Annotated in this window: 10 protein-coding genes; 2 read left to right on the forward strand and 8 right to left on the reverse strand. The window is 66.2% G+C overall.

Annotated elements, in window-relative coordinates; translation table 11 throughout:
- Positions 1-17 precede the first annotated feature (17 nt).
- From BT115_RS16540 to BT115_RS16555, 4 genes are read right to left on the reverse strand one after another with little or no spacing between them, the layout of a single operon-like run.
- Positions 18-533: a pilus assembly protein PilP gene (locus BT115_RS16540; protein WP_250338863.1), complete on the reverse strand. Its 516-nt coding sequence runs from the start codon at positions 531-533 to the stop codon at positions 18-20.
- Positions 534-541: 8 nt separating this feature from the next.
- The gene (locus BT115_RS16545) at positions 542-1,189 is read right to left on the reverse strand and encodes a type 4a pilus biogenesis protein PilO (protein WP_072323747.1); all 648 of its coding nucleotides are present in this window, start codon (positions 1,187-1,189) and stop codon (positions 542-544) included.
- The gene (locus BT115_RS16550; protein ID WP_072323748.1) at positions 1,186-1,932 is read right to left on the reverse strand and encodes a PilN domain-containing protein; all 747 of its coding nucleotides are present in this window, start codon (positions 1,930-1,932) and stop codon (positions 1,186-1,188) included. Before BT115_RS16550 ends, BT115_RS16545 begins: the two co-directional genes overlap by 4 nt.
- Positions 1,932-2,990, reverse strand: coding sequence for a pilus assembly protein PilM (locus tag BT115_RS16555; RefSeq protein WP_072323749.1), 1,059 nt, complete (start codon positions 2,988-2,990; stop codon positions 1,932-1,934). The genes BT115_RS16550 and BT115_RS16555 overlap by 1 nt, the downstream gene beginning before the upstream one ends.
- Before the next feature lie 240 nt (positions 2,991-3,230).
- Between BT115_RS16555 and BT115_RS16560 the strand changes: the two genes are divergently transcribed.
- Entirely contained in the window at positions 3,231-5,804 is a 2,574-nt protein-coding gene (locus tag BT115_RS16560) for a penicillin-binding protein 1A (RefSeq protein ID WP_072323750.1), read from the forward strand.
- A gap of 59 nt (positions 5,805-5,863) precedes the next feature.
- Entirely contained in the window at positions 5,864-6,520 is a 657-nt protein-coding gene (locus BT115_RS16565; RefSeq protein ID WP_072323751.1) for a hypothetical protein, read from the forward strand.
- Positions 6,521-6,588: 68 nt separating this feature from the next.
- Here BT115_RS16565 and BT115_RS16570 read toward each other — a convergent pair whose 3' ends face one another.
- From BT115_RS16570 to glnE, 4 genes are all read right to left on the reverse strand, one after another.
- Positions 6,589-7,884: a citrate synthase gene (locus BT115_RS16570; RefSeq protein WP_072323752.1), complete on the reverse strand. Its 1,296-nt coding sequence runs from the start codon at positions 7,882-7,884 to the stop codon at positions 6,589-6,591.
- A gap of 261 nt (positions 7,885-8,145) precedes the next feature.
- The gene (locus tag BT115_RS16575) at positions 8,146-8,391 is read right to left on the reverse strand and encodes a type B 50S ribosomal protein L31 (protein WP_072323753.1); all 246 of its coding nucleotides are present in this window, start codon (positions 8,389-8,391) and stop codon (positions 8,146-8,148) included.
- Between the two features lie 87 nt (positions 8,392-8,478).
- Entirely contained in the window at positions 8,479-9,411 is a 933-nt protein-coding gene (locus tag BT115_RS16580) for a nucleoside hydrolase (RefSeq protein ID WP_072323754.1), read from the reverse strand.
- A 48-nt stretch (positions 9,412-9,459) separates the two neighbouring features.
- Positions 9,460-12,357, reverse strand: coding sequence for a bifunctional [glutamate--ammonia ligase]-adenylyl-L-tyrosine phosphorylase/[glutamate--ammonia-ligase] adenylyltransferase (glnE, locus tag BT115_RS16585; protein ID WP_072323755.1), 2,898 nt, complete (start codon positions 12,355-12,357; stop codon positions 9,460-9,462).
- Between the last annotated feature and the right edge of the window lie 105 nt (positions 12,358-12,462).

Raw genomic sequence — 12,462 nt, forward strand, 5'->3', positions numbered from 1 at the left:
GCGTCATCCCCGAGTTCTTATTTTTCACCGACCGAAATACTTGCCGGACGCTCCATCCAGCCGCCGCTGCCGTTCGGCACCAGCTCGACCAGATCGATGCGATCCTCCCCGACGGCGGTGATACGGCCGTAGGCCTGCCCCATGTACTCATTCCGATGGACGCGATGGATCACCCCACCGGGATCCTTGACGAGCGCCTCCAGGCTGGCACCAGCACCAACCGTGCCAACCATCTTCAGGCTGTCCAGCGAGAACATCTCCAGGGGCTCCTTCGGACGATTTTCGTCCGGCCGGGGGCCGCTCGTGGCGCTGGTATCCATTTCGGCCGTGCTCGGGCTGAACGGATCGCGTGCGCCCTGATCCTGATAGGCGAAGGTCTCGAAGGTGCGAATCACCGGCAACGGCGGGATGGGCTCGCCCTTCTTGTGTTTCTCGGCATCGACCCACTCGCGCAGGTCGGACGTGCCGCGCGTGCACCCGGCCAGGGCCAGGGCGCCGAGCAGACCGATGGACAAGGGGCGAAGGATGGACATGGCGCGCGTCATCGCTTGGCTCCCTTCGCTGCGGGCGTGGGTTTCGTCTCGTCGTCTTCGAGGTAGCGATAGGTCTTCACGGTGCCCTGGAGGACCAGCAGGCCGGAGCCGGATTTGCCGTCCTTTGCATCCTTCGGGCTGAGCGAGACGTCGTGCAGCGTCAAGATAACGACGCGCGGGAGCGAGGCCACGCCGCTGATGAAGGTGCCGAACTGGTGGTACGTACCCACCATGCGCAGCGTGATCGGCTTCTCGGCGTAGAAGTCCTTCGGCGTTTCCGGGCCCGGCTGGAACAGCTCGTTCTCGATGCCGGCGGCCAGCGCCGTCTGCGAGATGTCGATGAGGAGCTCCGGCATCTCGGTCTTGCTGGGCAGCTGGCGCAGAAGGGTGCGCAGCATGTCCTGCATGTCGGCGAGCTGCTGCTCCAGCGCTTCGAGATTGGCGGACTTCGCCTGCTTCTGGGAGAACTCGGACTTGAGCTGTTCTTCCTGGCCCTCGGCCGTGGCCAGATCGTCCTGCTGGCTGCTGATCTGGAAGTACCAGCCCACCAGCAGTACCACCAGGAAAACGAGGACGGTGAAGAACACCTTTATCGACTTCGGCCAGCCGCCAACGTTGTGGCGATCGAGATTGCGCAGATCGTCAAAAAATTTCATGGCTTGGCTCCTGTCGGTGCGGGAGCCGCCGGCGGCGTGGCCGGTGTGGCGGCGACAGGCTTCGTCGCGGCGGTGCCGGGAGCGGCGGGTGTCGGCGAGCCAGCGACGGCCTGCGCGGCGCGCGCCAGCGGGGCCGGTACCGCCGCCGGGGCAGCGGGCGCAGCGCTGGTCGCGGCGCCGGCCGGAGCCGCGTCGGCGTCGCCGGGCCGGTTCAGCCGGACGTCGAGACCGAAGGTGTACGGCATGCGCGAAGCGTCGTGGGTATTCTCGGTCTTGCGCAGGTCGACATGCCCCATCCAGGGCGACGCCTCGATGTTGCGCATGTACTCGGCGACGCTGGAGTTCGACTGCGAGACGCCGTCCAGCGACATGGAGTCGGCGGACTGCTTCATGGCGGAAAGCCGCGCGCTGGCCGGAATCGTCTTCACCAGTTCGTCGAACAGGTGGACCATCTGCGAGCGGTTGGCCTGCAGCTGCTCGATGATCTGCTTGCGCTGGAGCAGGTCGGCGCGGACCTTTTCCAGATCCTTGATCTTGGCGATACGGTCGTCGAGCTGCTTGATCTCGCCTTGCAGGTACGTGTTCCGCTCGGCCTGGTTGTCGATCCGGGCATCCATCCACAGCGACCAGCCGATCAGCACGACCAGGCCGGCGCCGAAGGCCATGCCAAGCTGGATGTAGAACTCCCTTTCCCGTTGTTTGCGGCGCTCGGCGCGCCAGGGAAGCAGGTTGATGCGTGCCATCAGTCGAAGCTCCTCATGGCCAGGCCGACGGCAATCATCAGGGCGGGCGCGTCCTGAGCGAGGGTCTGCGCCTGCACGCGGCTGGACAGCGCCATGCGCGCCAGCGGATTGGCGACCACGCACGGCACGCCGAGCTGCTGCTCGAGCAGTTCGGTGATGCCCTCGATGGCAGCGCAGCCGCCGGCCAGCACCACCTGGTCGACGCGGCTGTATTCGCTGCCGGCAAAGAAGAACTGGAGCAGGCGGCTGACCTGCTGGACCAGCGATTCCTTGAACGGCTCGAGCGCCTCCATCTCGTAGGACTCCGGCAGGCCGCCCTTGCGCTTGGCCCGACCCGCTTCCTCGTACGAAAGTCCGTAGCGGCGCATGATCTCGTCGGTGAGCTGCTTGCCGCCGAAGACCTGTTCGCGGGAATAGATGGTGCGCTGGTTCTTCAGCACCGCCAGGGTGGTCATGGTGGCGCCGATGTCGACGACCGCGACGAGCGCGTCACGGGAAACCGCCAACTGGTCGGCCACCATGCCGAAGGCGTTTTCCATGGCGAACGCCTCGACATCGATGACCCGGGCGGTCAGGCCACCCAGGTCGAGCGCGGCGATGCGCATGTCCACGTTCTCCGTCCGCGAGGCGGCCAGGAGCACGTTGTTCATTTCGGGGTTGTCGCGAACCGGGCCCAGAACCTCGAAATCGAGGCTCACTTCCTCGATCGGGTAAGGGATGTACTGGTTCGCTTCGACCTGGATCTGTCCCTCGAGGTCGTCCTCGGAGAGATCGGCCGACATGGGGATGACCCGGGTGATCACCGCGGAGCCGGCTACCGCCGCCGCCGCATGCTTCACCTTGGCGCCGGAGCGCGTGAGGGCGCGCCGGATGGCTTCACCCACGGCCTCGACCTCGACGATGTTCTTTTCGACGACCGCATTGGGCGGCAACGGCTCTACCGCGTAGTGTTCCACGCGATAACGGCCGCCGGCTTGGCTGAGTTGAAGCAGCTTTACCGCGGTCGAGCTGATATCGACGCCGATCAACGGCGCCGCTTTGGGTGTAAAGAGCCCCACGAGATTCCCCCTTCCCGGCGCCTTTGTCGGAATTGTTTCGTCGGCGCGATGGCATTAGATCTAAAACTTAACGGATTGGCAACGGCCGCTTTGAGCCCGTTCCGGCACTAATTCACAAATCGAGTCACCGGGTTAGCGGAATGCGTTCATACCGGGTCGAGCGTAGCCCCTCCCCGCCCGGGGTGCGGCTTGGCTCTATACTCGCCCCCGAATACTCACGGCGGTGACCCCTCCCCCTCCATGCGAATCCTCAAGCGTCTGCTGCGCTACGCGCTGTATCTCGCCCTGGCCGGCATCCTTTTCGTGGTCGGCGCCGTGGGCGTGGCCTACTGGCTCTTGGCGCCGCGCCTGCCCTCCGTGGCGGTCTTGCGTGACTACCACATGCAGGTTCCCCTGCGCGTCCTCAGCTCCGACGGGCGGCTGATCGCCTCGTTCGGCGAGACCCGACGCATTCCCGTCCGCATCGCGGACGTGCCGGCGCGGCTGAAGAATGCCGTGCTTTCGGCCGAGGACGCGGACTTCTACAGCCATCCGGGCGTGGACTGGCATGGCATCGCCCGCGCGGGCATCCACGTGATCCTGTCCGGCGGCGACAAGGGGCCGGGTGGCTCGACGATCACCCAGCAGGTCGCGCGCAACTTCTTCCTCAGCCCCGAGAAGCTCTACTCGCGCAAGCTGACCGAGATGTTCATCGCTCTGCGCATGGAGAACGAGCTCACCAAGGACCAGATCCTCGAGCTGTACATCAACAAGATGTTCCTGGGCCATCGCTCATACGGACTCGCCGCCGCCGCGTCGTACTACTACGGCAAGACCCTGGATCAGCTCACCGTGGCGGAAAGCGCCGCGCTCGCCTCGACCTTCCAGCTGCCCTCCGTGGTCAATCCGCTGAACAACCCGAAGCGCCTGCTCGCGCGCCGTGACTGGGTCCTCGGCCAGATGCTCTCGAACCGCTTCATCACGAAGGCGGAATACGACGAGGCCATCAAGGAACCCAACGATGCTTTCCCGCATGAGCAGCAGATCGAAGTCGATGCGCCGTACCTCGCCGAGATGGTTCGCCAGCAGGTACTGGAGAAGCTCGGCAACGACGCGTTGACCGAAGGCTACGTGGTGCATACCACCGTGCCCAGCGACAGCCAGGCCGCTGCGAACGAGGCCCTACGCGGCCGACTGTCCGCCTACGATCGCCGTCATGGCTATCGCGGCCCCGAGGGCCACGAGGAGCTGCCCGCCCAGGCCGGTCCCGACGACTACGATCGCGTTCTCGCCGGCTACACGAGCGTCGCGGGCATGATGCCGGGCATCGTCACGGAGACCGGCGCTAAGGAGGCCAAGGTGTACCTCTCTCCCAAGGAGACGGTCACGCTCGACCTGGCGTCCATTGCCTGGGCAAGACCGTATGTCAACGAAGGGCGCGCTGGCGCCGCGCCGACTCGCGTCGATGCCGTGCTGAAGCGAGGCGATGTCGTTCGTCTGATCCACACCGCCAAGGACGACGTTGCCGAGGCAGTCGCCGCCGAGGAAGGTAAGCCCGCCCCGGACGCGAAGGCCGAGCCGGCAAAACTCGAATGGCGTCTGACGCAGATCCCGGCGGTCCAGGCCGCACTGGTCGCCCTCGATCCCGAAGATGGTGCCGTGCGCGCGCTCGTCGGTGGCTTCAGCTTCGTACGCTCGAAGTTCAACCGCGCCGTGATGGCCGCCCGCCAGCCGGGCTCCAGCTTCAAGCCGTATCTTTACTCGGCCGCCTTCGACCGGGGCTTCACCCCCGCCTCGATCGTCAACGATGCGCCGGTGGCGTTCCCCGATCCGTCGCGCCCCGACGGCATGTGGACGCCGGCCAACGACGACAACAAGTTCGACGGTCCGATGCGCCTGCGCGAAGCGTTGGTGAAGTCGAAGAACCTGGTCTCCGTGCGTCTGCTGGACGCGATCGGCGTGCGCTACGCGCGCGACTACGTGACGCGCTTCGGCTTCACCCCGGATGCGCTGCCGCAGAACCTGTCGCTCGCGCTCGGTACCGCGTCGGTATCTCCGATGGCCATGGCACGCGGCTATGCCGTGTTCGCCAACGGCGGCTATCTGGTCACGCCCTACTTCATCGCTCGGATCGACGACCGCGACGGCAAGCCTGTCTATGTCGCGAACCCCGAGCGGGCCTGCGCCGAGTGTCAGGAGCGCCTGCTCAATCCGACCCCGCCGGGTCCGCCGACGCAGCCTTCGACCGCCCTCATCCCGGCTCGCCCCGCGACCGCCGGCACGGCTGCGGGTAGCGGCACCGGCGAGGCCGTGTTGCCGGCGGATGCGCACGCCAGTGCATCCGAAGCACCGAAGCTTGCACCTCACGTCATCGACGTGCGCAACGATTATCTGGTGACCTCGCTGATGCAGGACGTCGTAAAGCGCGGCACGGGCGCTGCGGCACGGGCGCTCGGTCGCGACGACCTTGCTGGCAAGACGGGCTCCACCAACGATCACCGCGACGCGTGGTTCGTCGGTTTCAACGGCGACGTGTCCACTGCGGTGTGGGTCGGTTTCGACGACTTCAGCTCGCTGGGACGCGGCGAGTTCGGCGCCAAGGCCGCGCTCCCCATCTGGATGGACTACATGGGCGCCGTCCTCAAGGACAAGCCTTCGCACACCCTGGCGATGCCGCCTGGCATTGCCACCGTACAGATCGATCCGAGTTCAGGCCTGCCCTCGCCCGGCGGCATGAACGAGATCATGAAGGTCGAGGACGTCGATCGTCTTCGCGAGCAGGCGGCGCAGAAACAACAGGAGGACCAGCAGGAACACGCCTACGACATCTTCTGACGCGCGCATGCCAGCGCGGCGTCTGGCACACGTACTCAAGAACATACATGGGGTGAGTCATGGCACGAGGCGAACACCACAGGATCCATGCCCAGGACCGGACGCAGCGCAACCGCGTCCTCGTCGCCCAGGAGGCGGCGCGCCTGATGAGCGAGCATGGCATCCGTGACTTCCACCACGCGAAGCTGAAGGCTGCCGAGCGACTCGGCATCGTCGATACGCAAGCCCTGCCCCGCAACAACGAGATCGAGGACGCCCTGCGCGAGCATCAGCGTCTGTTCCACGCCGACACGCAACCCCTGGCCTTGCGCGCCCGACGCGAGGCAGCCGTCGAGGCGATGCGTTTCCTACGCGGCTTCGATGCGCGCCTGGTCGGTGCGGTGCTCGAAGGCACGGCCGACGAACACTCCGCCGTGTGCCTGCACGTGTTCAGCGACGACCCCGAAGCCCCCGGCCTGTTCCTGCGCGAACAAGGCATCCCATTGGAAACCCAGACGCGTCGACTGCGCTGGTCGCATTCCGAGCAAAGCGAACACCCCGTGCTGCTGTTCGGCGCTGACGGCATCCCGTTCGATCTCACGGTGCTGCCGATGGATGCCCTTCGCCAAGCACCGCTCGACCGTGTCGACGAACGACCGATGCGGCGCGCCACGGCAGCGATGGTGCAGCAGTTGCTGGCAGAAGAGGACATCGAGGCGTTCAACGCGTCGACTTGACGCCCGCCCGAGGCCGAGGCGGCTCAACAGTCAGCCAAAAAAAACCCCGCTTTCGCGGGGTTTCTTATTCAGCGCTTGTCGCCAGGAACGTAGTCGCGAACGTCGGCACCAGTGTAGATCTGGCGCGGACGGCCGATGCGCGATCCCGGGGTTTCGTGCTGCTCGATCCAATGCGAGATCCAGCCGGAGGTACGCGCGATGGCGAACATCACGGTGAACATTTCGGTCGGGATACCCAGGGCCTTGTAGATGATGCCCGAGTAGAAGTCGACGTTCGGGTAGAGCTTGCGCTCGACGAAGTAATCGTCCTTCAGTGCAGCTTCTTCCAGCTTCATCGCCACGTCGAGCAGCGGGTCGTTGACGCCCAGCTCGTTCAGCACCTTGTGGCACATCTCGCGGATGATCTTGGCGCGCGGATCGAAGTTCTTGTACACGCGGTGGCCGAAGCCCATCAGGCGGAAGGAATCGTTCTTGTCCTTCGCGCGCTTGACCGCCGTCTCGACCTTGTCGGCCGACCCGATTTCCTCGAGCTGCTTGAGCACGGCTTCGTTGGCACCGCCGTGAGCCGGACCCCAGAGCGCGGTGATGCCGGCAGCGATGGACGCGTACGGGTTAGCACCGGTGGAACCCACCAGACGCACCGTGGACGTTGACGCGTTCTGCTCGTGATCGGCGTGCAGGATGAACAGCAGATCCAGCGCCTTGGCGACGACCGGATTCAGCTCGAGCGGCTCGCTCGGCACCTCGAACATCATGTGCAGGAAGCGCGTGACGTATTCGAGGTTGTTGCGCGGGTAACGCGTCGGCCAGCCGATCGAATGACGATAGATCGCAGCGGAAATCGTCGGCATCTTCGCGATGAGGCGGATGGCGGCGAGCTTGCGGTCTTCCGGGTTATCGACGTCGAGCTTGTCGTGATAGAAGGCCGACAGCGAAGCGATCGAACCGGCGAGCATCGCCATCGGGTGCGCGTCGTGATTGAAGCCGCGCAGGAAGAACTTGAGGTTCTCGTGCATCATCGAGTGATGCGTGATGTCGTGCTCGAACTTCGCGAACTGGTCCTTGTTCGGCAGTTCGCCGTTGAGCAGCAGATACGAGGTTTCGAGGAAGGTGGACTTCTCGGCGAGCTGTTCGATCGGGTAGCCGCGATAGAGCAGCACGCCCTTGTCGCCGTCGATATAGGTGATGGCGCTCTTGGTGCTGGCGGTGCTGCCGTAACCCGGATCGTAGGTGAAGTAGCCGGTGTCCTTGTACAGCGTGCCGATGTCGACGCACTCGGCGCCGAGCGTGCCGCCGATGACCGGCAGTTCGCTCACGGGCTTGTTGGATTCATCGACCAATTTGACGGTTTTGGCGTCGGACACGGCGAGCTCCTCTTCTTGTTCCCGCCGCTCCGGCACGGGAACGGCGTAGCGATATTGGGAAAACGCCACCCTGGGGAAGGTGGCGTACCGGCCACTGCTTGCGACCGAAGTTCCCCATTATCGCACAGCGACCATTCGAACGTCCGTTAGAGGATCGTGGATATCGCGCACGCAAAAAGACACGGGGCAAGCCATGGGCCTGCCCCGTGTCTTCGATCCTCGCGAAACGCCACCCCGCAGGCGGCGCGCGGACTCGCCGGATTACTTCTTGCCGTAGCGCTGGCGGAACTTGTCGACGCGACCGCCGACGTCCAGCGTCTTCTGCTTACCCGTATAGAACGGGTGCGAGTGGCTGGAGATATCCAGCTTGATCACCGGGTATTCGTTACCGTCTTCCCACTTGACGGTTTCCTTGCTGGACATCGTCGAACGCGTCAGGAACGCGAAATCGGACGACAGGTCCTGGAAGACCACCGGCTGGTACTTCGGATGGATGTTCTCTTTCATGGCTTGAACCTGAGAAATAGCGGGGTGAAAAGAGCGGCATTGTAGCCGGCAGGCTGCGCCTCCGCAACCGGCCGGCCTGCGACCGGCTCAGCCGACGCCCAGGGCGCCGGCGATGAGCTGGGCGAAGCGCTGCGCGTCTACGTCAAGGACGATGCGGGCGTTCGCCTTTCCACCAAGGCGGCGGTGCCAGTCGACAACGGTGGCGCCCCGGGTCAGGCGGCCGTCCAGCTCGATGGCGACGTGTCTGACTTCATCGCGGATCACGATCGAGGGATCGAGCGCCACGGCCATGGCCAGCGCGTCGGCGGCAATAAAACCCGTGCGCTCGTGCTCGGCGTTGAAACGGCGCGCCGTGCCGAAGATCTTCTCGAAGAAGACCGCACGGGCGTCGCCGGAAGCGATCCAGCCGTCGTAGATCTCGTCGGGGAAGGCGTGGCGGACGGTCGCCTCCCAGTCCACGAGGTCGAACATCGGGAACGCCTCGAACACGACGTGGGCCGCCTCCGGGTCGAAGCCGATATTGAATTCCGCGGGAACCTTGCCCGTGTTCCCATGGCCGGTAACCGCGCCGCCCATGACCACGAGGCGCTTCACCCGGGACGGGAAGGTAGGGTCGAGACGAACCGCCAGGGCGAGATTGGTGAGCGGCCCCAGAGCCACGAGCGTCAACTCACCCGGACGCTCGCGGGTAAGCCGCAGCAGGGCCAGGGCAGCGTGCTCCGCCTCTGCGGGATGCGCCGGCTCGGCGAAACCGACATCGCCGAATCCGTCGGCACCATGCACGAACGCCGCGTCCTCGTCGGGCGCGCGGACCAGCGGGCTCGGGCAGCCCGGATGAACCGGCGTGGCGGCCCCGAGCAGATCGACCAGGGTGCGCGCGTTGCGCACCGTGTGCGCCAGCCCGACGTTGCCCGCAGCCACGGTCAGGGCCGCGACGTCGGCGTGCTGGTGCGCCATCAGGATAGCCAGCGCGTCGTCCACGCCGGGGTCGGTGTCGATCAGCAACAAGGGTCGGGTCATCGGTATCGGATCGTTTGACGGCCGCACAGCATAACGCCGAGGCCGCGCTCAGGCATCCACACCCAGGGGCGCCGCGCCGTCGGCCCGACCCGCAAAGTTGAAGCCGAGATCGACGGCGACCTGCTGCACCCCTGCGCACAGGGCATCGAGCGCCTCGGTACGCGTGGCGATGCGCGAACGCAGGTCGAGCGTGCAGGCCAGCCCCATCTGCAGCAGGTCCGCGTGGGCGACGTGCAGGGTATCGGCCTGCGCCTCGGTGAACAGGCCCACCTCGCGGAGCACGTCGATCAGGCTGCTGCTCGCTGGCGTATCGAGAATCGCCGGGTGCGCGGACGCGTGCGCGAGCACCATGCCCTGCAGGATGAACTCGATGTCGATCAAGGCGCCCGGGCCCTGCTTGAGGTCGAGCCGGGCCGCATCGGAGCGGTCGCGCTCGGCGCGCCAGCGCGCACGCATGGCGCTGACTTCGGCGCGCACGCGCCCCGGGTCGCGCGGTGTGCCGAGGATGTCGCGCCGAATCCCCGCCAGCAACCCGCCAAGCCGGGCATCACCCGCCACCGGGCGGGCGCGCAGCAACGCCTGGTGCTCCCAGGTCCACGCGCGGTCGCGCTGGTAGGCCTCGAAGGCGTCGACACTGGCCACCAGCAACCCCTTCGAACCGTCCGGACGCAGACGTGTGTCGACGTCGTACAGCTTGCCGGCATGCGTCTGCACGCCCAGCCAGTGCATCACCCGCTGTGCGAGGCGCTGATACCACCGAGTGCCGTCCACCGGGCGCGGCCCGTCGCTCATCGCATTGGCGCGCTTGCCGTCATAGACGAAGACAAGATCCAGGTCCGAGGCGAAGCCCAGCTCCTCGCCACCCAGGCTGCCGTATCCAAGCACGGCGAAGCCGCTCCCCTCACCCGGCAGGCGCCCGTGCTGGGCCGCCAACTCACGCGTCGCCAGCGCGAGGATGGCGCCGATCACCGCCTCGGCCAGGCCTGCCAGGCGTCGCGCTGTGGCAGGCGCGTCGGCACGCCCGTCGTTGAAGGCGAGGCCCAGCCGGAAGGCAATACTGGAACGGAATTCGTTGATGCGTTCCAACTCGCGCTCCGGGTCGCGCTCGTCGAGCGCGCCCAGCGTGCGTGCAATTTCCGCGGAAATGTCTGCGCGTTTCAACGGCAGTTGATCGATGCGCGGGTCGAGCACGTCGTCAAGCAACAGCGGCTGTGCGATCACCCGTTCGGCCAGGAAGGCGTTGTCGGCGAACACACTTGCGACGCGACGGCGTGCGTTGGGCTGCTCGTCCAGCAGTGCGAGGTACGACGACCGCCGCGCCACCGCCTGCACGAGACGCAACAGGCGCAAGAGACTGGCCGCGGGAGCCACGCTGTCGCGAGCCGCACGGATCAGTTGCGGCATCAGCCGTTCGAGACGCTCGGACGAGCGCGCCGACATCGACCGTACCGCTGCCGCGCGCGGAAGCTTTGTCAGCTCGTCGGCAACATCGGCACCGGGTACGAAACCGGAAGCCTCCATCGTCTCGGCCGTCAGCGTTTCTTCGCGCGCTGCCAGCCACAGGGCGGTATCGGCGGCCGGCGCCGTGGCGGTACCGCCTGCCTCGGGCACGAGGACCGCCGCAAACTCGGCCGATACCGCGTCGCGATGCGTCGTCAATTGCGCCGCCAGCGACTCCCAGGTGTCGTAGCCAAGCCCGAGCGCCAGGCGCTCGCGACACAGCGGATCGTCCGGGATATCGTGCGTCTGCGCATCGCGCAGCATCTGCACGCGATTCTCCAGTCGGCGCAGAAAAATGTAGGCACTGCGCAGGAGCTTCGCTCTCGCGGCGGGGATATACCCGCGTGCCTCGCAGGCCTGCAACGCAGGCAACAGGCCACGCACGCGCAGCGCCGGATCCCGGCCACCCCGGATCATCTGCGTGAGCTGCACCACGAACTCGATCTCGCGAATGCCACCAGGCCCCAATTTCAAGTTACCGGCGAGATCCTTGCGAGCGACCTCCGCGTCGATCAGCGCCTTCATCTCGCGCAGCCCGGCGAACGCGGTGTAGTCGAGATAGCGGCGATAGACGAACGGACGGAGCATGTCCTGCAACTCGCGGCCCGCCACGCGATCACCGGCCACCGGGCGCGCCTTGATCCACGCGTAACGCTCCCAGTCGCGGCCTTCGCGCTGGTAGTACTGCTCCATCGCCGCGAACGGCAGGGCCAGCCGACCGGCCTGCCCGAACGGGCGCAGGCGCAGGTCCACGCGCGCGCAGATGCCGTCGACCGTCGGCTCGGCCAGCAGACGCACCAGTTGGCGCGCTTCGCGGATGAAATACTCGTTGTTGTCCAGCGGACGGGCGCCGTCGGTCTGCCCTGCCGAGGCATAGGCAAGCACGAGGTCGATGTCCGACGAGAAATTCAGCTCGTTGCCGCCGAGCTTGCCGAAGCCGAGCACCACCATGCGCTGCGCCACGCCTGCCGGATCACGCGGTCGCCCGAAACGCGCATGCATCGCCGACTCGGACCAGCGCAGCGCCAGTTCGAGCAACGCTTCGTAGAGTGCGCTCGTGGAGGACAGCGTGTCGTCGATATCGTCCAGGCCGTTGACGTCGCGAAAGACGATCCGCAGCGCTTCGGCGTGCCGAAAGCGGCGCAGGACCGCCATGCAGGCTTCCTCGTCCGCCGGCAACTCGAGTGTCGCCGCACGGGTCGACGCATCGCCGTTCGCGCGCAGGCGCTCGAGCCCGGCCGGCGCCAGCAGACCCGGTTGGCGGCGGAGCACCTCGAGGGCAAAGTCGGACGCGAGCAAGGTGCGACGAATGCGCTCCTCCACGCCTGCATCGTCGTGAAGCGGGATGCGGGCAGCGCGGCAGGCCGCCATCACATCGGCGTAACGGGCATCGATGAGTGCGCGGATGTCGGAGCTTTCGCGCGGAGTTGGCGGCGAGGCATTCATGAGGCGGGCATTGTGCCTTAGCCGCGTTGCAACGCGCGCCCCCGGGCGTGTCATGGATGCGGCGGCGTTGCAGCCATGCGATGAACGAACGCCATTCGCCTGACA

This window comes from Luteibacter sp. UNCMF366Tsu5.1, assembly GCF_900119235.1.
Taxonomy (GTDB): Bacteria; Pseudomonadota; Gammaproteobacteria; order Xanthomonadales; family Rhodanobacteraceae; genus Luteibacter; species Luteibacter flocculans.